This is a genomic window from Streptomyces sp. NPDC013157, from assembly GCF_042899865.1.
GTDB lineage: Bacteria > Actinomycetota > Actinomycetes > Streptomycetales > Streptomycetaceae > Streptomyces.
Window position 1 is genome coordinate 260,121 of record NZ_JBIBAK010000001.1, and the last position, 21,305, is coordinate 281,425.

Annotated in this window: 18 protein-coding genes; 5 read left to right on the forward strand and 13 right to left on the reverse strand. The window is 72.5% G+C overall.

The features are described 5' to 3' along the window. Nucleotides 1-202: 202 nt before the first annotated feature. Together ACFY6U_RS01175 and ACFY6U_RS01180 are read right to left on the reverse strand one after the other, a co-directional pair. Nucleotides 203-2,881, reverse strand: a complete 2,679-nt coding sequence (locus ACFY6U_RS01175) for a LuxR C-terminal-related transcriptional regulator (protein WP_390034458.1) — start codon at nt 2,879-2,881, stop codon at nt 203-205. A 130-nt stretch (nt 2,882-3,011) separates the two neighbouring features. Beyond that, nucleotides 3,012-3,938, reverse strand: a complete 927-nt coding sequence (locus ACFY6U_RS01180) for a YhjD/YihY/BrkB family envelope integrity protein (RefSeq protein WP_390034459.1) — start codon at nt 3,936-3,938, stop codon at nt 3,012-3,014. Nucleotides 3,939-4,079: 141 nt separating this feature from the next. On the opposite strand from ACFY6U_RS01180, the gene ACFY6U_RS01185 reads away from it, so the two are divergent. The 3 genes from ACFY6U_RS01185 to ACFY6U_RS01195 all read left to right on the forward strand — a co-directional run bounded on the left by ACFY6U_RS01185 (nt 4,080) and on the right by ACFY6U_RS01195 (nt 5,628). Next, a complete protein-coding gene (locus ACFY6U_RS01185; RefSeq protein ID WP_390035172.1) occupies nt 4,080-4,760 on the forward strand; it encodes a GAP family protein in 681 nt (226 codons plus the stop codon). 114 nt (nt 4,761-4,874) lie between these two features. After that, on the forward strand, nt 4,875-5,339 hold the full coding sequence (locus tag ACFY6U_RS01190; protein ID WP_351500518.1) for a DUF6325 family protein: 465 nt from the start codon (nt 4,875-4,877) through the stop codon (nt 5,337-5,339). Nucleotides 5,340-5,355: 16 nt separating this feature from the next. Then, nucleotides 5,356-5,628, forward strand: coding sequence for an SHOCT domain-containing protein (locus ACFY6U_RS01195; RefSeq protein ID WP_390034460.1), 273 nt, complete (start codon nt 5,356-5,358; stop codon nt 5,626-5,628). Between the two features lie 13 nt (nt 5,629-5,641). Here the strand turns inward: ACFY6U_RS01195 and ACFY6U_RS01200 are convergent, their stop codons facing one another. The 6 genes from ACFY6U_RS01200 to ACFY6U_RS01225 form a co-directional block, all read right to left on the reverse strand. After that, the gene (locus ACFY6U_RS01200) at nt 5,642-6,151 is read right to left on the reverse strand and encodes an O-acetyl-ADP-ribose deacetylase (protein WP_390034461.1); all 510 of its coding nucleotides are present in this window, start codon (nt 6,149-6,151) and stop codon (nt 5,642-5,644) included. After that, the gene (locus tag ACFY6U_RS01205; RefSeq protein WP_390034462.1) at nt 6,148-7,557 is read right to left on the reverse strand and encodes a phytoene desaturase family protein; all 1,410 of its coding nucleotides are present in this window, start codon (nt 7,555-7,557) and stop codon (nt 6,148-6,150) included. Before ACFY6U_RS01205 ends, ACFY6U_RS01200 begins: the two co-directional genes overlap by 4 nt. An 84-nt stretch (nt 7,558-7,641) precedes the next feature. Beyond that, nucleotides 7,642-8,490 (reverse strand): inositol monophosphatase family protein, encoded by an 849-nt coding sequence (locus ACFY6U_RS01210; protein WP_390034463.1) that lies wholly within the window; start codon nt 8,488-8,490, stop codon nt 7,642-7,644. Between the two features lie 131 nt (nt 8,491-8,621). Then, the gene (locus ACFY6U_RS01215; RefSeq protein WP_390034464.1) at nt 8,622-10,436 is read right to left on the reverse strand and encodes a gamma-glutamyltransferase family protein; all 1,815 of its coding nucleotides are present in this window, start codon (nt 10,434-10,436) and stop codon (nt 8,622-8,624) included. Between the two features lie 102 nt (nt 10,437-10,538). Next, the gene (locus tag ACFY6U_RS01220; protein WP_390034465.1) at nt 10,539-12,248 is read right to left on the reverse strand and encodes an LCP family protein; all 1,710 of its coding nucleotides are present in this window, start codon (nt 12,246-12,248) and stop codon (nt 10,539-10,541) included. Between the two features lie 236 nt (nt 12,249-12,484). Further along, on the reverse strand, nt 12,485-12,847 hold the full coding sequence (locus tag ACFY6U_RS01225) for a metalloregulator ArsR/SmtB family transcription factor (RefSeq protein WP_351500532.1): 363 nt from the start codon (nt 12,845-12,847) through the stop codon (nt 12,485-12,487). A gap of 267 nt (nt 12,848-13,114) precedes the next feature. Here ACFY6U_RS01225 and ACFY6U_RS01230 point away from each other — a divergent pair, with 267 nt between their 5' ends. Beyond that, nucleotides 13,115-13,381 carry a GlsB/YeaQ/YmgE family stress response membrane protein gene (locus tag ACFY6U_RS01230; protein ID WP_390034466.1) on the forward strand — a complete coding sequence of 89 codons (267 nt, stop codon included), beginning with the start codon at nt 13,115-13,117 and terminating at the stop codon, nt 13,379-13,381. Nucleotides 13,382-13,640: 259 nt separating this feature from the next. Continuing rightward, nucleotides 13,641-14,324: a hypothetical protein gene (locus ACFY6U_RS01235; RefSeq protein WP_390034467.1), complete on the forward strand. Its 684-nt coding sequence runs from the start codon at nt 13,641-13,643 to the stop codon at nt 14,322-14,324. A 40-nt stretch (nt 14,325-14,364) separates the two neighbouring features. Here the strand turns inward: ACFY6U_RS01235 and ACFY6U_RS01240 are convergent, their stop codons facing one another. The 5 genes from ACFY6U_RS01240 to ACFY6U_RS01260 all read right to left on the reverse strand — a co-directional run bounded on the left by ACFY6U_RS01240 (nt 14,365) and on the right by ACFY6U_RS01260 (nt 21,129). Then, nucleotides 14,365-15,885, reverse strand: a complete 1,521-nt coding sequence (locus ACFY6U_RS01240) for an NCS1 family nucleobase:cation symporter-1 (protein WP_390034468.1) — start codon at nt 15,883-15,885, stop codon at nt 14,365-14,367. A gap of 131 nt (nt 15,886-16,016) precedes the next feature. Further along, the gene (locus tag ACFY6U_RS01245; protein WP_390034469.1) at nt 16,017-17,036 is read right to left on the reverse strand and encodes a TIGR03842 family LLM class F420-dependent oxidoreductase; all 1,020 of its coding nucleotides are present in this window, start codon (nt 17,034-17,036) and stop codon (nt 16,017-16,019) included. An 11-nt stretch (nt 17,037-17,047) separates the two neighbouring features. After that, complete coding sequence (gene hydA, locus ACFY6U_RS01250) at nt 17,048-18,451, reverse strand: dihydropyrimidinase (protein ID WP_390034470.1); 1,404 nt, start codon at nt 18,449-18,451, stop codon at nt 17,048-17,050. 99 nt (nt 18,452-18,550) lie between these two features. Continuing rightward, on the reverse strand, nt 18,551-19,393 hold the full coding sequence (locus tag ACFY6U_RS01255) for a nitrilase-related carbon-nitrogen hydrolase (RefSeq protein ID WP_351500544.1): 843 nt from the start codon (nt 19,391-19,393) through the stop codon (nt 18,551-18,553). Between the two features lie 155 nt (nt 19,394-19,548). Continuing rightward, nucleotides 19,549-21,129 (reverse strand): PucR family transcriptional regulator, encoded by a 1,581-nt coding sequence (locus ACFY6U_RS01260; protein WP_390034471.1) that lies wholly within the window; start codon nt 21,127-21,129, stop codon nt 19,549-19,551. Between the last annotated feature and the right edge of the window lie 176 nt (nt 21,130-21,305).

Genomic DNA, 21,305 nt, shown 5'->3' on the forward strand with positions numbered 1-21,305 from the left:
CCGCCGCCGGCGTGCTGCGGTCTACCTCGCGATCCTGCGCCGTACGAGATCCTCGGGCCTCACCCGGCGCAGGTGAGTCTCGTCCCATGTCCGAGAGCGAGCACAGGGTCATCGCCCACGCCCCGGGCACCGGCCGACGCGGCGCCGTCCACGCCCTCCGGCGTGGGCGAGGCGGAACGCGGCGAGGCCGGCGGCATCGGGCTCACAGCAGTCCGCGCTCCCGGGCCCGGCGCACCGCGTCGCCGCGCCGGTTCACGCCGAGCTTCCGGTACACGCTCTTCAGGTGCGTCTTCACCGTGTTCACGGAGATGTACAGGTCGGCGGCCATCTCCTGCGTGGACATCATCTGCGCCAGCCGGGTCAGTACCTCCCGCTCGCGTCCGCTGAGCTCCTCGACGACCAGGGCCGGGGAGCCGGTGCCGGTTCCCGGGCCGTCCTGCGGCGCGGGGGCTTCGCCGAGCAGCCAGCCGGCGGCCAGGCCGTGCAGGTACGGGGTCTCCAGGAGACGCCGGATGCCGGGGCCGGCATCCAGGAACGGGCGCCGCAGCCGGTCCGGGCGGGCGTCCAGCAGAGCCCGGGCGAGCAGCTTGGCGGCGGCCGTGGTGTCCCCCGCCTCGCCCGCGGCCCGCGCCCGTACCAGCGTGGCCCGCACGGTGACCCCGGGGCCGGTCCGGTCGCTCACGCACAGCCGTTCGACGGTCTCGACGGCCTCCGTGCGACGGCCCGCGGCGAGCCGGGCCCAGGCCACGTCCACGGCGTACGCGGGCTCCCCGGAGCAGGGCATCGCGTCCAGCACCTCGGCGGCCGTGTCGGGCCGGCCCTCGGCGAGATGGACGGCCGAGGCGGCCAGTGCCGCGTGCGCCTCGGCCCAGGGCGAGGCCGTCAGCGCCGCGACGGCCGGGGTCGCGGCCCTCGCGGCCGCCTGCGCGTCGCCGAAGGCCAGCAGCAGCCGGGCCGTCGCCAGCGCCCGGCCCGCCTCGGTCACCGGGTCGGCTCCGACGGCGCCGCAGCCGGCCGCCTCGTCCAGCAGCGCCCGGGCCTGCTCCAGTTCGTCGCGGTCCACGGCCACGGCGGCCAGCACCAGCTGTCCGAGACCGGCTCCGGGGAACGGGCGTCCGCCGGCGTCGCGGGTCGCCTCCGCCGCAGCCAGGGCCTCGCTCTCCGCCTTGCCGACCCAGCCGTCGAGGTAGTCGATCAGTGCCAGATGGCCGAGGCAGTCATCCCGCGGCAGGGCCGTGGCGGTGTCGCCCGGGCCGTCGAGCACCTCGGTCAGGGCGGCGCGCGCCGCGTCGAAGCGCCCGGCCCACACCCGGGCCGAGCCCAGATGGGTGAGCAGCAGGGCGACGAGTTCGGGGTGTTTCGCCAGGAGCCGGGCAGGCACCTCGCGGCGCAGCCGTGCGGCCGTGGCCATCGCCTGCTCGGCCCTGCCGGGGGCACCGGTCAGGCGGGCGGCCAGGGATTCTAGGAGCATGCAGCTCAGCCGGCTCGCGTCGGCGGCCGCACCGGCGGGCAGGTGCTCCCCGGCGTGGCCGAGGTGGGCCAGGCCGTGGTCGAGATCGTACGCGGACAGCTCTCGGGCCGCCCTCACCAGGTCCGCCGCCGCACCCGTGGCCTGCGGATCCATCCGGGAGAAGAACTCGCAGAGGTGGTCCGCGCGCAGGCCCGTGAAGAGCTGGCCGATCGCCAGGTCGTCGACGAACACGCCGGCGGTGAACTCCCAGTCGCCGGCGGCGGCGCCGTGCGCCAGCGCCTCCGGCACGGCGCCGAAGTCCCGCAGCCACCGGGCGGCGCGCCGGTGCAGTTCCGGTTCGAGACCCGGCAGACGCGCCCGCAGATGCACCCGGAGGATCTCCCCGAACAGCGGGTGGAGCCGGTACCAGGAGTGGCCCAGGTCCTCGACGAACGAGTTCTGGCGGCACAGTCCGGCCAGGAGCGACTCGGCACCGGGGCGCCCCGTCAGCGCCTCCGCCAGCTCGGGGCGGAACCGGTCCAGGACGCTGACGCGCAGCAGCAGGTCCTGCGTCGGGGCCGGTTGCAGTCCGAGGACCTCGGCGAGGAGGAAGTCGGCGATGGTGCTGTGTCCGGCCTCGAACTCCTTCAGATACGTCTCGGGGTCGGTGCTCCGGCGGGCGGCGAGGGCGCTCAGCCGCAGCCCGGCCGCCCAGCCCCCGGTGCGCTCCACCAGGGCGCGGACGGCCGGGGCGGGCAGCCGCAGGCCGTGCCGGGCCAGCAGGTCGGTGGCCTCCTCGGGGGTGAAGGCGAGTTCGTCGTTCCTGATCTCGGTGATGGCGGCGGACGCCCGGTAGCGGTGCAGGGGCAGCAGCGGTTCGGTGCGGCTGACGAGGACCAGCCGCAGTCCGTCGCCGGAGTGGTGCAGGACGAACTCCAGCTGCTCGGCGTTCTCCCGGGTGGTCAGCCGGTGGAACTCGTCGAGCACCAGGACCACCGGGCGGTCGCGTCCGCTCAGCTCGGCGGCGAGGCGGGCCAGCAGCCGGTGGTCGACCCGGCCCGCCTGCCCGGGGCCCAGGCCCGCTCCGGCGGGCAGCGGGACGCCGGCGGAGTGCAGCGCGTGCAGGACATAGGCCCAGAAAACGCCCGGTTGCCGGTCTCCCGTCTCGCCGGTGAGCCAGGCGACCGGCGCTCCGAGTCCTGCCGCCCAGTCGGCGACGAGCAGCGTCTTGCCCGCGCCGGCCGCGCCGTTGACCAGGGTCAGCGGGGTGTCGAGGGCCTGGTCGAGATGGTGGGTCAGGCGGGGTCTGCGCACGAAGGTGGCGGGCCTGGCCGGCAGGGCGAACCGGGTGCACAGGAACGGCTCGCCCAGTGGATCGGCGTACGGGACGGCTTCCCGTACGCTGTCGTCCCTCGCGGCCACAGAGATCACCTCCCGTCACCGTCTCCGGCAGGCCGTGGTCGGCGCTCCTCCCGATCAGGATCGCAGTCCTGCCGCCACCGTGCAGGGCACGACGCCCCCGGGCCCGTCCACGGGGACCTTTCGCCACGGGCGCCCGCCGTCAGGAGGTCCCCGCGTCCCGGTCCCGGCGCGGCGGCGGGCTGCCGAGCGGGCCGGCGAGGACCGGTTCCTGTGCGAGGACCGCGCCGCAGCTGATGCTGAGGGTGGCGGCCAGGCACACCACGATCAGCCAGGACAGGAGCACGAACACCGACCCCAGCGGGCCGTATCCGGCCAGGGCCCGGTTGAGCGCCCGCGGCATGTAGAGCTGCGCGGTCACCGTCAGGGCGGTGAGGGCCAGGGCCGTGATCAGAGCGCCGGGCAGCAGGGGTTTCCAGCTGATGCCGCCGCCGAGCAGCAGGTGCTGCGTCCACCACCACAGGCCCACCTGGGCGGCGAAGGTGACCGGGAGGCCCAGCCAGGCGCCCAGGCCGAAGCCGTCGTGCAGCGCGCCCTGCAGGATCAGCGCCACGATCCACAGCGCGAGCCAGGCCACCCAGCGCCACGGTACGAGCCGGATGCCGCCCCGGGGGACCTCCCAGGCACGCAGGCACAGCCGTTGCACGGCCCGGCTGACGGCGGTGGCCGAGATCAGCACCATCAGCCCGCCGATCACGCCGGTGGTCTGCCGCAGGCTCTCGCCCTGGGGCTGCATCAGCTGCTGGAGCTGGGCGTCTGCCGGACCGGTCAGTCCGAACACCGAGCGCAGCGAGCGGACGAGCTGGTCCCGGATCGCCGGTGGGGCATAGGCGGCGAACACGAAGAGCAGCGGAACCGCGGCGAGGAAGCACTGGGCGGCCAACCTGGTGGCGGTGTCGAAGATGTTCACGGACACCATGCGGTCCGCGAGATGGGTGACGACGGGGAACCTGATCTCGGCCCGCCGGTGCGCCGCCTTCGCCCAGGCGAGCAGCCGCGCGGTCCGTCGGCGCCACCCGGACCGCAGCGGCCGGGCGCCGGTGCGCGGCACCCGACCGCTGGTCCGCATCGGCATCGTTCCTCTCCTGCGTCCAGAGTGCGGTCCGGGCGCGCCGGTGGCACTTCGGAGATCCCGCGCCGGGAACGGGCCGGGATGTCGTCCGGACACCAGGTGCCTACGCTCGTGGTATCCGAGACGCCGGGGGTCTGCGTGGTCCTCGACCTGATGCTCATCGCTCTGGCGATCACGCTCGACCCGCTGCCGCTGATGGCGTTCGTCCTGGTGCTGGCGTCGGACCGGGGGATCTGGAAGGGCCTGGTCTTCATCCTGAGCTGGCTGGCGTGCCTGACGGTGGTGATCGCGCTCGTCCTGGCAGCGACCGGGGGCCGGCCGCCACCGCCGAAGTCCCCGCCCTCCACCGCCGCCCTCGCGGCCAAGCTGTTGATCGGGGTGGGGCTCGTCCTGTACGGCGAGCGTCGGCGCCGGCGGCTCGGCGGGCTGCGCGGCAGGGGTGCCGTCCCCGGTCCGGCCGAGCCCGGGGCACCCTCGTCGGCGGCCTCGGAGACGGACCAGGCCACCGTCTGGGGAGCGGCAGGTCTGGCGGTGCTCCTGCAGCCCTGGGGGCTCGTGGCCGCGGGGGCGACGACGGTGGTGGAGGCCGACACCTCGCGCTTCACGACCTGGCTCGCCCTGTTCGGTTTCTGTTTGCTGGCCACCGCGAGCCTGCTGGCCCTTGAGCTGTACGGGGTGTTCGCCCCGGCGGCGGCACGGGCCCGCCTGCTGCGGCTGCGTGCCTGGCTGGTGCGTCACCAGGACCAGGCCCTGGTGACGCTCTGCCTCGTGCTGGGCTTCTGGCTGATGGGCAAGAGCCTCTATCAGCTGACCGGTTGACCCCGGCGGTGGCGGTGCCCGGCCGCGGAAGTGCGACGGCCCGGTGCGGGTGCTGAAATGAACGTGCGGTCGCACGGCCGTCCCACACTGCCGTGTCGCTCAGGAGGAGTGGTCATGGACAGCGTCGAAGACATGGGCCCGGTCGACTACCTCGTGATCGAGTTCCCGGGCAGCCGCCTGACCGGCGAAGCCCTGCCCCTGCTCGTCGATCTCGCCGACCGCCGCATCGTGCGGATCCTCGACCTCGCCTTCGTCCGCAAGAACGCCGACGGCTCGGTCGCCGCGCTGGAGTTGCGCGATCTCGGCGACGACACCGCCGACCTGACCGTCTTCGAGGGAGCCTCGTCCGGGCTGCTGGACGAGGGCGATCTCGCCGAGGCGGCGAACGCGCTGGAGCCGGGGAACTCCGCCGCGGTCCTGGTGTACGAGAACCTCTGGGCCGCACCGCTGGCCCGTGCGCTGCGGCGCAGCGGGGCCGAGCTGGTCGCGAGCGGCCGGATCCCGGTGCAGGCCCTGCTGGCGTCGCTCGACGCGGTGGAGGGGACCACCACGCCACCCGGCGGCTCCGCGGCCGCATGAACGGAGATGATCGACCATGCCCGGACTGCTGCGCGGAGTCGCGCGTACCGCCGTCGTCGCCGGCACCGCCACGGCGGTGTCCAACCGGGTCTCGCGCCGTCAGGCGGGCCGGTGGGCCCAGCAGGACTACGAACAGCGACAGCAGGCCGCCCCGCCGCCTGCCGCGCAGCCCGTCGCCGACGAGATGACCGTCAAGATGGACCAGCTCAAACGGCTGGCCGACCTGAAGGCGCAGGGCGTCCTCACCGAGGAGGAGTTCGCGGAGCAGAAGCGGCGGATCCTGGGCTGACGCGGATGTCCGGTCAGGGCAACTGCCCGGCGAACGCCTCGTAGGCCCGCTCGTCGAAGAGCACGAACCGCACCTCCTCGACGGCCGTGTCCGTCTCCCGGACCGTCGCGACGGCGATCCGGGCGCCGTCGTCCATCGGCCAGCCGTAGATCCCGGTGGAGACGGCGGGGAACGCGACCGTGCGGGCGCCGAGTTCGTCGGCGCGCCGGAGGGACTCGCGATAGCAGGAGGCCAGCAGGTCGGCGCGGTCCTCGCTCGTGGAGTGGACGGGGCCGACGGTGTGGATGACCCACTGGGCGTCGAGGTCGCCGGCCGTGGTGGCGACGGCCTGGCCGGTGGGCAGGCCCTTGCCGTACTGCGAGGCGCGCAGCTTGCGGCAGTCCGCCAGGATTTCGGGGCCGCCGCGGCGGTGGATGGCGCCGTCGACGCCTCCGCCGCCGAGCAGGGAGGAGTTGGCCGCGTTGACGATCGCGTCGACGCTCTGCCGGGTGATGTCGCCCTGGACGAGGGTGATACGGGTCATGACTGTCGCAACCTCCTCCACACGGCCTTCGCCGCGTTGTGCCCCGACATGCCGTGCACGCCCGGTCCCGGCGGGGTGGCCGAGGAGCAGATGAAGACGGCGGGGTGCGGGGTGCCGTACGGGAACAGGGAGAGCTTGGGGCGCAGCATGATCTGCAGGCCGGAGACCGCGCCGGTGCCGATGTCGCCGCCGACGTAGTTGGCGTTGCGGGCGGCGAGTTCGGCGGGGCCCGCGGTGGCGCGGGCCAGCACGCGGTCACGGAATCCCGGGGCGAAGCGCTCCAGTTGACGCTCCATCGCCTCGGTGAGGTCGCCGGTCCAGCCGTTCGGCACGTGGGCGTACGCCCAGAAGACGTGCTTGCCCTCGGGGGCGCGGCCCGGGTCCACCACGCTGGGCTGCACGGTGATCATGAACGGCCGGTCGGGGGCGCGGCCCTCGCGGGCGGCGGCGCGCAGGGCGGTGTCGATCTCCGCGCTGTCCGCGCCGATCTGCACGGTCCCGGCGCGGCGGGCCTCCGGCGCCGTCCACGGGACCGGGCCGTCCAGCGCGTAGTCGATCTTGAAGACGCCCGGGCCGTACCGGTAGTCCCGGTAGTAGTTGCCGAGGCCGGCGATGCGGGCGAGGGCGGTGGGCGAGGTGTCGAAGATGTACGACCGTGCGGGCGGCAGGTCGTCGAGGCGCTTGACCTCGTAGTCGGTGTGGATCGCGCCGCCGAGGTCCGTCAGGTACGCGGCGAGGGCGTCGGAGATGGCCTGCGAGCCACCGGCGGCCACCGGCCAGCCGCGGGCGTGCGCGGCGAGCGCGAAGACCAGGCCGACGGCGCCGGTGGCGAAGCCGCTCAGCGGGGCCATGACATGGGCGACGAGTCCGGCGAAGAGGGTGCGGGCCCGCTCGTCGCGGAAGCGGCGCAGCAGCAGGGCGGCGGGCGGCAGCCCGGCCAGGCCGAACCGGGCGAGGGTGACCGGGTCGCGGGGCAGCGCGGTCAGCGGCAGGGACATGAAGTCCCTGGCCAGGGTGTCCCACTTGGGCAGGAACGGCTCGACCAGCCTGCGGTAGGTGCCCGCGTCCCGGGGCCCGAAGGAGGCCGCGGTCTCGGCGACGGAACGGGCCAGCACGGCCGCGCGGCCGTCGGCGAAGGGGTGCGCCATCGGCAGGTCCGCGTGCAGCCACTCCAGGCCGTAGCGCCCCAGCGGCAGAGCCCGGAACGCGGGCGAGTTGATGCCCAGCGGGTGGGCCGCGGAGCACGGGTCGTGCCGGAAGCCGGGGAGCGTGAGCTCCTCGGTGCGGGCGCCGCCGCCCACGGTGTCCCGCGCCTCGAAGAGCGCCACGGAGAAACCGCGCCGGGCCAGCTCCACGGCGGCCGTCAGGCCGTTCGGCCCCGCCCCCACCACGACCGCATCGAGCATCGACGGCACCTTCGGACCCCTTCGTCAGCCGATGGCCACTCGGCTTCAGGATATGCCGGGGGACTGACACTGCCCTCGCTCGGGTTACCAGTGGGGGTTCAGCAGCAGGTCCACGATCCGGTGGGCGGTGGCGGCGTCGCGGGCGGCGGTGAACGGCAGGGCGTTGTCGCCGGTGATCCGGAACGGTTCGCCGGCGATCGTGAGGTGGGCGCCGCCCGCCTCCTCGACCAGCAGCAGCCCGGCCGCGTGGTCCCAGGCGGCCTCCCAACTGAACGCGACGCCGTCCAACTCACCCCGGGCGACGGCGAGATACTCCAGGCCCGCGGAGCCGCAGGCGCGCGGGGCGACGCCGTCGGTCCACAGGGCGAACAGGGCGCGCTTCTGCGCGTCGGTCGTGTAGTCCGGGTGGGAGGTGGCGACCCGGAGGTCCCGGCCCGCCTCGGGCGCACCGGCGAGCAGCCGCTCGCCGTCGAGGAAGGCGCCCTTCCCCCGCACCGCGGTGGCGAGTTGCTCGCGGGCCGGGGCGTAGGTCCAGGAGGCGAGCAGGACGCCCCGGTGGGCGAGCGCGACCAGGGTGCAGAAGCCGTCCTCGCCGCGCACGAACTGGCGGGTGCCGTCGACCGGGTCGACGATCCACACCGGCTGGTCGCCCTGGAGCGCGTCGTAGGTCTCCGGATCGGCGTGCACCGCCTCCTCGCCGACCACGACGGAGCCGGGCAGCAGAGCGGCGAGCTCCCCGGTGAGGTACCGCTCGGCGAGCCGGTCGGCGTCGGTCACCAGGTCGTGCGGGCCGCTCTTCTGGTCGACCTCGTGGTCGGCGAGCCGACGCCAGCGGGGCAGGATCTCGGTCCGGGCGGCCTTGCGGATGGCGTCCTCGACGTCACCGCCGTACTGGAGGAGAAACTCGTCGATGGTCTCCGTTGCTTCGATCATGCCTCCATGAGAGCACGCGCCACTGACAACAATCCCCACGGGTCGGATGTACGGCACATGGAATACGGACGAACAGGCGGTGCCGACGCTCACCGGACCGCCGGCGGACCTGCCAGGTCAGCGGGCCGGCGTCAGCGCCCCACCGCGTAGCCCTGCATCCCGCGCGGGTTGGCCGCCGCCGACAGCACCCCGGTCTCCGGGTCCCGGGCCACCGCGCACAGCCGTCCCTCCGACCAGCCCGGCCCCACCGTCACGTCGTGGCCGCGCCGCCGCAGCTCCGCCACGACCTCCGGGTCCGTGCGGGACTCGACGGTCAGGCTCCCGGGGCGCCGGCCGCGCGGGTAGAAGGAGCTGGGGAAGCTGTCGTTGTGCCAGTTCGGAGCGTCGATCGCGCCCTGGAGGTCCAGGCCGCCGCGGACCTCGCCGCGCAGCGCGACGGCGAGGAAGAAGTGCAGCTGCCACTGGTCCTGCTGGTCGCCGCCGGGCGTGCCGAAGGCCAGCACCGGGACACCGTCACGCAGGGCGATCGACGGGGTGAGGGTGGTCCGCGGGCGCCTGCCGGGCGTCAGTGAGTTGGGCAGGCCCTCCTCCAGCCAGGCCATCTGAAGCCGGGTGCCGAGCGGGAAGCCCAGCTCGGGGACGACCGGGTTGGACTGGAGCCAGCCGCCGCTGGGCGTGGCCGCGACCATGTTGCCCCAGCGGTCGACGACGTCCAGATGGCAGGTGTCGCCCCGGGTACGGCCGTCGTCCGCGACCTGGGGGTCTCCGGGTACCTGCGCGACGGTCGGCTCACCGGCGCCCAGCGGGTCGAAGGCGGTGTCCGACCGGGTCTCCACGCGCGCGTACCCCGGCAGCCGGGGCAGGCGCCCGCCGGGGCTGCCCGGCCGCAGTTCGTCGGAGGCCTTGGCGCCGACCAGCTCCCGCCGCCCGGCGTTGTACGCGTCCGAGAGCAGTTCGGCCAGCGGCACCTCGGCCGCGTCCCCGTACCAGGCCTCACGGTCGGCCATGGCGAGCTTGCAGCCCTCGACGAGGAGGTGGACGTAGTCGGCGGAGCCGTAGGCGGGCAGCCCGGGCGGCAGCAGGGCGAGCTGCTGGAGCAGGGCCGGGCCCTGGCTCCAGGGACCCGCCTTGCACACGGTCCAGCCGTTCCAGTCGTACGACACCGGGCTCTCGTAGCTCGCGGACCAGCCGGCCAGGTCGGCGGCGGTGAGGGTGCCGGTGTGCCGGGTGCCGCTGGTGTCCATGGTGGGGCGGGCGGCCTGCCGCACCAGCGCCTCGGCGATGAAGCCGGTGCGCCACACCTCGCGGGCCGCGTCGATCCGGGCCTCCCGGTCCCCGGCGCCCGCGGTCTCGGCGAGCAGCCGCCGCCAGGTGGCGGCGAGGGCGGGGTTGCGGAACAGCGCGCCGGGACGGGGGGCCCGGCCGCCGGGCAGGTAGAGCTCCGCCGACGACGTCCACTCGGTCTCGAACAGCTTCCGGACGCTCTCCGCCGTGGCGCCGACGTTCTCCACGGCCGGGTGTCCGTGTTCGGCGTAGCCGATGGCATACGTCAGGACCTCGTCCAGCGGCTTGGTGCCGTGGTCGCGCAGCAGGAGGAGCCAGGCGTCGAAGGCGCCGGGGACGGCCGCGGCCAGCGGGCCGGTGCCGGGGACGAGGTCCAGGCCGAGCCCCCGGTAGTGGGCGACCGTGGCGCCGGCCGGGGCCACGCCCTGCCCGCACAGCACCCGCACCTCGCCGCCGGCCGGGGCGAGCAGGATCGGCACCTCGCCGGCCGGTCCGTTCAGGTGCGGCTCGACCACGTGCAGGACGAAGGCGCCGGCGACGGCCGCGTCGTACGCGTTGCCGCCGTTCTCCAGGACCGCCATCGCCGACTGGGAGGCCAGCCAGTGCGTGGAGGACACCATGCCGAAGGTGCCCTGGAGGGTGGGACGGGTGGTGAACTGCATCTGTCACCTCGCTGTGCGCACGGCCGGGCCAGGTGTCTGGCGGTTACATGCTTTCACGGCCGTGGCGAGGCGAACCCCCGTCCGGGGGCTCGCCTCTCCCCGTCACTTGTCCGAGTCGGGCTTGTTCGTCGCCGCCGCGTACGCCTGGGACGGTGTCATGGCGATCCCGTTGAGGCTGACCGTCTTGTACTGGCTGACCTTGGCGCAGGTCTTGGAGTCGTCGGCGGTCGAGGCGTTGGCGTTGGAGACGGCCGCCTTGGTGTCGCCCGAGCTGGCCGGGTAGGAGGTTCCGCTGCTCCAGTCGCTGCCGATCACCAGGGTGACGCCGCTGCCGCTGCCCGACTTGATGTGCGAGCCGGGGATGTCCAGGGCCTTGGCGACGGTCTGCGCCTCGGCCTTGTCGCCGCTGCCGTAGGTCAGGGTGGTCGTGGTCGCGGAGTCCGGGGCGTTGGCCGTGCTGGTGCCGGTGCTGAAGCCCTGGGAGATCAGGGAGTTCGCGATGGCGGAGGCGCGGCCCGTGATGTCGGTGCCGTTCTCGACGGTCACGGCGATCTGGGAGGCCGGGACGGTCGCGGTGGGCGTCGGCTTCGCGCTCGCGGTCGCCGAGGCCGCCGACGACTTCTTGCCCGAACTCGTCGTCAGCGACTGGTCGTTGGCCATGGTGGCGAACAGGTCCTTGGCGCCCGCGCCGACCACCACGCGGTTGCTGTTGTTCGGGTCGGGCGCGGTCTGCATGGTGGTGAACGTCATCCGCTTGGTGGGGACCTTGTTCACGTCGGCCGCCAGCGATATCAGTTTCTTGACGCTGTCGAGGTCGTCGTCCACCGTCAGCGCCTTGGTGGCCGCGTCGGCGAGCTTGTAGACCGCGGCCGGGTCGGTGAGGGTGCCCGCGCTCTTGAACTTGCGGATCATCGCGCTGAGGAAGATGTGCTGGGAGACGGTACGGCCGAGGTCGCTGCCGTCGCCGAAGCCGTGCCGGGAGCGGACGAACTCCAGCGCCGCCTGCCCCTTGAGGGTGTGGGTGCCCTTGGACAGCTTCAGGTGCGAGTAGGTGTCGTACACGTTGTTGTTGACGCACACGGAGACACCGCCGACCGCGTCGGACATCTTGACCACGCCGGAGAAGTCCAGCTTGACGAAGTGGTCGATGGGGACGCCGGTGAGCTGGTGGATGGTGGCGACCTGGCAGGCGGCGCCGTACTGGAGGGCGCTGTTGACCTGGCCGTAGTAGCCGGAGGTGGACTGGCCGCTCGAACTGTCCTTGCAGGCGGGGACGTCGACCATGGTGTCGCGCGGGATGCTCATGACCGTCGCGTTGGAACGGTCGGCGGATATGTGGACGACCATCTCCACGTCCGCGTTGCCGTTGCCGGTCTGCACCCCGGTCTGGGAGCAGCCGCCGCCGAGCTTGCAGTCGGTCTTGCTGGTCCGCGCGTCCGAGCCGATCACCAGGATGTTGATCGGGGTCCGGCCGAACGCGTCCGCCTTCTCGGTGCCGCCCTTGCCGTCGAGGGAGACACTGTTGATGTTGCCGTTGAGGTGCTGGTAGAACCACCAGCCGGCACCGGCCGTGACCAGGACCAGGACGGCCGTGACCAGGCCCAGGATCTTGATGACCCGCTTGCCGCGGCCCGTCGGCTTGGCCCGCCGGGAGCCCCCTCTGCCGCCGCCGCGGGCCTTGGCCGCCTGCCGGGCGGCGGCCCGGCCGCCGGTCGGCCGCGTCCCGTCGGGCAGGGCCCCACGCTGTCCGGGCACCCGGTCGGTGCGGCTGCGTGTGGCCTGGCCTCCCGGGCCGTCCCACGGGTCGGTCATCTTCCACTCCCATGAACGGTCGGGTCCGTCTGCGGGTACGGTCGGGCAGGTCGGGCTTACGCGGCGGGACGCGGGCAGCCGCGACGTGGGCCCATTTGGGTTGCGTGATTGCGCAATCTAACAAACCCACAGCCCCGACAGCACAAGCCCCACCCGAATTCACAGGTGAGGCATCTCATGAAACCTCCGGGACACACCTGCCGTCCGCCCCCGCGTCCCGGCCCCTGTCCGCCTGGTCAGACCCCGGCCTCGTACAACCGCCGCACCGGCACCGGGGCCTGGTGCGAGCGCGCGGTCAGCTGTCCGACCGTCACGCGTACGACGGTCACGATGTCCGGATCGTCCACGTAGTAGACCTGCCGTCGGCCCTCCCGCCGGGACCGCACCAGACCGGCCAGCCTGAGCTTGGCCAGGTGCTGGCTGACCGCGGGCAGGGCGCCGCCGACCCGGTCGGCGAGGCGCGTCACGTCGCTCTCGCCCTGGGAGAGCGCCCACATGATGTGCAGCCGGGCCGGCGAGGCGAGCAGGCCGAACACCGCGGCCGCCTCGGTCAGCACCCCGTCGGAGGGGTCCGTGAAGCCATCGGTGCTCTCCGCCACAGCCCGCTCCCTCCCGTCACAGTCTCCGCACAGACGCCCACTCAGTGTAGGCGTACGGTCACCGCTCCCCGCAGGGCCTCCCCGCAATGTCCGCCACGTGTTCTCCGCATTGTCATGGGCGGGTGACAGATCATCGACGGCTCGGCGTCAGGCGTATCCGGCGGCCGCTCCCGTTCCTAAGCTTGCGCAACAACGCAACTCAGCGGGGCAGCACCCCGCGGAGCGGCGGCATTCACCGAGCAGCACGCGCACTGGAGGACAACGAACGTGGGCATCATCGGCTGGATCGTCCTGGGTCTCCTCGCCGGAGCCATCGCCAAGATCCTGCTGCCCGGCCGCGACCCGGGTGGCCTGATCGGCACCACCCTCATCGGCATCGCGGGCGCCTTCGTGGGCGGCTGGCTCTCCGCACGCTTCCTCGACCGCCCGGTGGAGAACCACTTCTTCGACCTCTACACCTGGGGCGCCGCGATCGCCGGCTCCCTGGTCCTCCTCGTCGGCTACCGGCTGCTGTTCGGCAACTCGCGCGACTGAGCACCGGACGGGCGTGACGGTGACCCCGGTCACCCTCACGGGCCGGATGCAGTCACGACATTCCGGATGTACAGGGACCCCGGACGCGCGACATTCCGGATGTACGGGGACGGCCCGCGGCCACCGTCAACAGGGCGCCGCAACCGGCCCACAGGCAAGGCACGGATTCCACTACCGCCCCACAGGGACTCGTGTGAAACTGGCGTCCCGTCCGCAGTGTGGACTCCTCCGCACACCGTCCCCCAGCGAGAAGTGCGACTTGCGTTCTCTTCCACTGCCGCTCGCCCTCACCGCGCGCCTGACGCCGGTCGCCGTGCTCGCCTGTGCGGGCTGGGTGATGGCGTCGGGTCCGGACAAGACGACGTCCACCAGCGCCTCCGGTGACACCTCGGCCCAGCAGACGGCCGGCCAGTCGGCGGGCGACTCCCCGTCGACGTCCTCCGCGTCCACCGCGGACACCAAGACGTACTCCGCCTCCCCCGCCCCCTGCGGCAGCATCCCGGTGGCCACCGTCAAGTCGCTGGTGCCCGGCGCGAAGACGGCCGGCAAGGAGATCCCCTCCACCGACACCAAGCTGCGCCGCACCTGCTCGTGGAACGCGCTCAAGGGGTACGACTACCGCTGGCTCGACGTCTCCTACGAGATCATGGACACGGACGCGGCGGCCGCGAAGGAGTACAAGGACCGGGTCGCCGAGAAGAGCGGCGGCGGGGCCGTGCCGGGGCTCGGCGACAGCGGCTACTCGGTCGTGAACCTCACCACCGAGGACAAGCAGCAGACCCGCGAGGGCGTGGTGATGGCCCAGGTCTCCAACGCGCTGGTGGTCGTCACCTACAACGGCAGCGACTTCGAGTCCAAGAAGGCGCCCAGCACGGACGTGATCAACAAGGGTGCCATCCAGGCGGCGAAGGCCGCGGTGACCGCGCTGAAGGGCAGCCAGTAGCCGGACCGGCTGCCCTTCGTACGGACGTCACGCCTCCTTCTCACGCCTCCTTGGGCCGTACCAGCGTCGTCAGCCCCAGGTACAGCACCAGGGACGTGCCGAGGCCGACAGCCCATCCGTAGTCGGCGAGCGAGGACAGGGCCGGGATGGGGCGGCCGTCGATCAGCGGTTTGAAGCTGGCGCCGCCGATCGCGAGGATGCCGCCGACGAGGAAGGCGACGACCGCCCGCCAGTTCCAGCCGCCGTCGTACCAGTAGCGGCCGCCCGTGCGGTACAGGTCGGTCAGGTCGAGGCGGGTGCGGCGCAGGATCCAGTAGTCGGCGACGAGGATGCCGGCGACCGTGCCGAGCAGCCCGCCGACCAGGCCGAGCCAGGTGAAGATGTAGCCCTGCGGGTCGGAGTACAGCTTCCACGGGAAGATCAGCACCGCGAGGACCGAGGTGATCAGGGCGCCGGTACGGAAACTGATCTTCCGGGGCGCGATGTTGGAGAAGTCGAAGGCGGGCGAGACCAGGTTGGCCGCGATGTTCACGGAGAGCGTCGCGACGAGGACGGTGACCAGGGCGTAGAGCAGGCCGACCACGTTGTCCGTCTTGGCGGCGAGCTGTACCGGGTCCCAGATCGGCTGTCCGTACACGGCCTGCGAGCCGGAGGTCACCAGGACGGAGAGGAACGCGAAGAGCGTCATGGTGGTCGGCAGACCGAGCGCCTGCCCCCACGTCTGGGCCTTCTGGCTCTTCCCGTACCGGGTGAAGTCGGGGATGTTCAGCGACAGCGTCGACCAGAAGCCGATCATGCCCATCAGGGACGGCCAGAAGATCTTCCAGAAGCCGCCGCCCCAGCCGAGCTTGGAGGGCTGGTCGAAGAGCGGGCCCAGGCCGCCGGCCTTGTTGCTCATCCAGATCAGCATCACGACGGCGCCGACGATGACGAAGGGCGCGGCCCAGTTCTCGAAGCGGCGGATCGTCTCCATGCCCCGGTAGATGATCGCGACCTGGAGCACCCAGAAGAGCGCGAACGACAGCCACATGGTCCAGGCGTAGCCGCCGATGTGCGAGGCGTTCGCCCAGCTGTCGCCGATCAGCTTGCCGGCCAGGAAGTAGATGGCCTCGCCGCCGATCCAGGTCTGGATGCCGAACCAGCCGCAGGCCACCAACGCCCGTACGACGGCGGGGAGGTTGGCGCCGCGCACGCCGAAGGAGGCGCGGGCGAAGACCGGGAAGGGGATGCCGTACTTGGGTCCGGCGTGCCCGGTGAGCAGCATCGGGACGAGGACGACGAGGTTGGCGAGGGCGATGGTGAACACGGCCTGTTTCCAGTCCATGCCGACCGCGATGAGCCCGGAGGCCAGGGTCCAGGAGGCCGTGTTGTGGGCCATGCCGACCCAGAGCGCGGAGAAGTTGTAGGTGGTCCAGGTGCGCTTGACGACGGGGACCGGCAGCAGGTCCTCGTTGGCGTAGGGACCGCTGGGCGGCGGGGAGCCCGGGGCGAGCTCGACGCGCCCGTCGGGGGCGGTGACTTGGCCGGACGTGGGTATGGCCGTGGGAGCGGTGTCGGTCATGGGCAGGCCAATCGGGGTGAGGCGGGACGGGAGAGAGGCCGTGCGGGCGGGGCGGGGGGGTACGCGGTGGGGTGCGCCCTGACCCCCTTCCCGGGACGGCGGGAAGGGGGAGACCAACTGCCAGGATTGGGCTAGCCGTTGACGGCCGGGATGACCTTCGTCCCGTACGCGTCGATGGTGGCCTCCTGCGCGTCGTGCATGTCGTAGACGGCGAACTGGTCGACGCCCAGCTCGCGCAGGGCGTTCAGCTTCTCGACGTGCTTCTCGGCCGGGCCGATGACGCAGAAGCGGTCGACGATCTCGTCGGGCACGAACTCGGTGTCGGGGTTGCCGCTGCGTCCGTGGTGCGAGTAGTCGTAGCCCTGGCGGGCCTTGATGTAGTCGGTGAGTTCGTCGGGTACCGCGGCGGAGTGCTCGCCGTACTTGGCGACCAGGTCGGCGACGTGGTTGCCGACCATGCCGCCGAACCAGCGGCACTGGTCACGAGCGTGGGCGAGGGCCTCGGGCGAGTCGTCCTCGGTCACGTACGCGGGCGCGGCGACGCAGATCTTCACCTCGGACGGGTCGCGTCCGGCGGCCACGGCCGCGTCCTTCACCGCCTTCACCATGTACTCGGTGAGGTAGAGGTCGGAGAGCTGGAGGATGAAACCGTCGGCCTCCTCCCCGGTCATCTTCAGGGCCTTCGGGCCGTACGCGGCCATCCAGACCGGGAGTTCGGCGCCCGGCCTGATCCACGGGAACCTGACGACGGTACCGCCGAGATCGGCCTCCTCGCCCCGGCCGAGGGCACGGATGACCTTCATGGCCTCGCTGATGCGGGCAAGGGTGTTGGGCTTGCGGCCGGCCACCCGCATCGCGGAGTCGCCGCGGCCGATGCCGCAGACCGTGCGGTTGCCGAACATGTCGTTGAGGGTGGCGAAGGTGGAGGCGGTGACCTCCCAGGTGCGGGTGCCCGGGTTGGTGACCATCGGCCCGACCGTCAGCTTGCTGGTGTTGGCGAGGATCTGACTGTAGATCACGAACGGCTCCTGCCAGAGCACGGCGGAGTCGAAGGTCCAGCCGTAGCGGAAGCCGTTGCGTTCGGCCCGTTTCATCAGGCTGATGACCCGGGAGGCCGGCGGGTCGGTCTGCAGGACGAGTCCGAAGTCCATAAGCGCCTCTCCTAGTTGAGGTACTGACAGGTGGAGCGCGGGGTGTAGACGCCGTGCCCGGCGTGTCCGGTGTACTCCCGCTCTGTGATGACGGGTACGCCGCGCGACAGGACCGTCTCGACGCGGCCGGTGAGGCGCTTGCCCTCGTACGCCGAGTAGTCGACGTTCATGTGGTGGGTCTCGGCGGAGACGACCTGCTCGGCGTGCGGGTCGTAGATGACGACGTCGGCATCCGCACCCGGGGTGATGGTGCCCTTCTTCGGGTACATGCCGAACATCCGGGCCGGGGTGGCGCAGGCGATCTCGATCCAGCGGCGGCGCGAGATGTGCCCGTCGACGACGGCCTGGTGCAGCAGGTCCATCCGGTTCTCGACGCCGGGCAGGCCGTTGGGGATCTTCGAGAAGTCGCCGCGGCCGAGTTCCTTCTGGCCGACGAAGCAGAAGGGGCAGTGGTCGGTGGAGACGACCTGGAGGTCGTTGGTCCTGAGGCCCTGCCAGAGCTTGGCCTGGTGCTCCTTGGGGCGCAGCGGCGTGCTGCACACGTACTTCGAGCCCTCGAAGTCGGGCTCGGCGAGGTTGTCGGTGGAGAGGAAGAGGTACTGGGGGCAGGTCTCGCCGAAGACGGGGAGCCCCTCGTCGCGGGCGCGGGCCAGCTCGGCGACCGCTTCCATCGCGGAGACGTGCACGACGTAGAGCGGGGCCCCGGCGACCTGGGCGAGCCTGATGGCGCGGTGGGTGGCCTCGGCTTCCAGGAGGGCCTTGCGCACCTCGCCGTGATACCTCGGGTCCGTCTCGCCGCGCGCCAGCGCCTGTTCCACCAGCACGTCGATGGCGATGCCGTTCTCGGCGTGCATCATGATCAGGCCGCCGTTCTCGGCGGAGCGCTGCATGGCGCGCAGGATCTGGCCGTCGTCGGAGTAGAAGACGCCCGGGTAGGCCATGAACTGTTTGAAGGAGGTCACTCCCTCCTCGACCAGCAGGTCCATCTCCTTGAGCGTCTCCTGGTTCACGTCGGAGACGATCATGTGGAAGCCGTAGTCGATGGCGCAGTTGCCCTCGGCCTTGGCGTGCCAGGCGTCGAGGCCCTCGCGCAGGCTGTGCCCGACGCTCTGCACGGCGAAGTCGACGATGGTGGTCGTACCGCCCCAGGCGGCGGCCCGGGTGCCGGTCTCGAAGGTGTCGGAGGCGAAGGTGCCGCCGAACGGCAGCTCCATGTGGGTGTGGGCGTCGACGCCGCCCGGGATGACGTACTTGCCGGTGGCGTCGATGGTCCGCTCGGCGGTGAAGGCCTCGGCGGCGGGGGTGCCGGTCGCCGCGAGGGCGGCGATGCGGCCGTCCTCGATCAGGACGTCGGCGTGGATCTCGTCGGACGCGGTGATGACGAGTCCGCCACGGATGAGAGTGCGGCCGACCATGGGTTCACGCTCCGTTCGGTTGTCGGGAAAGTGCCGGTCGTCTGTGGCTGGTCGCGCAGTTCCCCGCGCCCCTTCGGGGCGCGAATGGCGCCGTCTGCTTTACGGCGCCGTCAGCGGGCCGTACGCGTCCGGGCGGCGGTCGCGGAAGAACTGCCAGCGGTCGCGGACCTCGCGGAGCTTGGCCAGGTCCAGGTCGCGGACGACCAGTTCGGTCTCCTTGTCGGAGGCGACCTCGCCGACGAACTGGGCCTCCGGGTCCACGAAGTAGGAGGTGCCGTAGAAGTCGTTGTCGCCCAGGTCCTCCACGCCGACCCGGTTGATCGCGCCGACGAAGTACTCGTTGGCCACAGCCGCCGCCGGCTGCTCCAACTGCCAGAGGTAGCGGGAGAGTCCGCGCGAGGTGGCGGAGGGGTTGAAGACGATCTCGGCACCGCCGAGGCCCAACGCCCGCCATCCTTCCGGGAAGTGGCGGTCGTAGCAGATGTAGACGCCGATCTTCCCGACGGCCGTCTCGAAGATCGGCCAGCCCGCGTTCCCCGGGCGGAAGTAGAACTTCTCCCAGAAGCCGGGGACCTGGGGGATGTGGTGTTTGCGGTACTTGCCGAGGTACGAGCCGTCGGCGTCGATCACGGCGGCGGTGTTGTAGAGGACGCCGGGCTGCTCCTCCTCGTACACCGGCAGGATCAGGACGAGGCCCAGTTCGCGGGCGAGGGCCTGGAAGCGCTGGACGATCGGGCCGTCCGGGACCTGCTCGGCGTACTCGTAGAAGGCCTTGTCCTGGACCTGGCAGAAGTAGGGCCCGTAGAACAGCTCCTGGAAGCACAGGACCTGGGCGCCCTGCGCGGCCGCGTCGCGGGCCGCCTGCTCGTGGACCTGGATCATCGACTCCTTGTCGCCGGTCCAGGCGGTCTGGAAGAGGGCGGCACGAATCACTCGGCTCATCGGGACCTCCGGTCGCTCGGTGTGCGAGAAGGCTAGAAAGCCCGGAAGTCCTGTTTGAGTTGCACCGTGTCACGTCTGCGAGCGCCCGGCGTGGCACCGTGTCACGCTGCCGTCGGCCCATGTTTCACCGCCGTTTTCCCAGGTCGTCGCATGTTTCACTGCTGTTGCGCGTCGTGCGCGAGGAGTGCGATGTGCACGGAGGCCGCCTGCTCGAAGTCGTCGAGGTCGACGCCGAGCCGGGTCTGTATCGCCTCCAGGCGGCGGTACAGCGCGGGGCGGGAGACGTGGTGGAGCTGAGCGGTGCGGGACTTGTTGCGGCCGGTGGCGAGGTAGGTCCGCAGGACGCCGAGGAGGTCCTGGTCGGTGCCGTTCCCGCACAGCAGGCCGTCCAGCTCGCGCTCGGCGAAGGACTGGACGTGCGGGTCGTCCCGCAGCAGCCGGATCAGGCCGCGCAGGTGGACGTCCCTGAGCCGTACGACGGCCGGCAGGTCGAGGGCGGCGGTGGTGTCGGCGACCGCGTCGGCGACGTGCTGGGCCTCGCGCAGGCCGACCGGCACGTCGTCCCAGACGGTACGGGCGCCCGCGGCGGCGACCACCGCCCGGGGGCCCGCCGACTCGCCGTGCAGCCGGACGGCGAAGTGCGCGGCGAGGGCGTCGGCGTCCTGGTCCCGGGCGAGGCTGAGGAGGACGGCGGTGGTGCGCTCGGTGAGCTCGGCGACGAGTCCGGGCAGGCCCAGCAGGCGCAGGATCCGCTCCAGTTGGGCCGGTTCGGCGTCCCGTACGACGAGGGGGACGAAGGTCCGCCGGTTGACCGGGAGACCGGCCGCCCGGGCCCTGGGCAGCAGCTGGCGGGCCGGTACGACCCCGGAGACCAGGTCGGTCAGCAGGCTCTGCGCGGACTGCTCCTCCCAGGTGTGGGCGGAGCCGCCGCCGAGCATGCGGTGCAGGACGAGGGCCTCGGCGCCCCGGTCGGCCAGGAGCCGGCCGGTGGCGGTGTCGCCGCGGTAGCCGCAGAGCATGATCTGGCCCCAGCGCTCTCCCCGGCCGCCCAGTTCGGCGCGGATCCAGCCGTCGCCGGCGCTGCCGCCGGCCTGCCGGGCGATGCGCTCCCAGTCCCGCAGCACGTCGTCCACGGCCGACCGCTCCCCCGCGGTGGCGAGGACCCGGTGCGCGAGGTTGGTGACGACGACCGGGCAGGCGCTGTGCACGGCGACCTCGTCGAGGAGCCGTTGGAGGGGGGCGCCGGCCGTGATGAGGCCGGTGAGGGCGGTGCGGACGGACTCGGAGAGGCTGACGGCGGCGAACTTCCGCCGGACCAGGCGGGACTGGACCTCCTCCGTCAGCTCGGCGAAGGGGAAGGGGCGGTGCAGGACCACCAGGGGGAGGCCGCAGCGGTCCGCTGCGCGGCGCATGGCGTCGGGCGGGGCGGGGAAGGCGCGGCCGAGGCCGAGGACGACCGCGGCGGCCTCGGCCCGGTGCAGGGACTGGATGTACTCGGCCTGTTTGTGCTCGTCGCCGGCGAGCAGGACGCCGGTGGTGAGGACCATCTCGCCGCCGGTGAGCATGACGCCGACGTCGGGGGCCTCGGCGACGTGCACCCAGCGGACGGGGCGGTCGAGGTGGGAGGCGGCGGCCACCACCTCGGGGTCGCCGGCCAGGACCCTTTCCAGGGCGAGGATCTGGCGGACCGACAGTATGGGGTCTGTGGCGTTCGGAGGATCCCAGGTGGCGGTCATCTTGCGTGATCCCTTGGTCGGGTTCGGTGCGTTCGGAGACTGCGGGCCGGTGGTGGCTGGTCGCGGGGGTGCCCCCCCCCCCAAAAAAAAGGGGGGGGCCGGCGCCCCCACACGGGGGCGGGGGGCCGCCCGCCCCCCCCCCCCCCCCCCCCCCCCCGGCCCACGGGGGTAGCGGC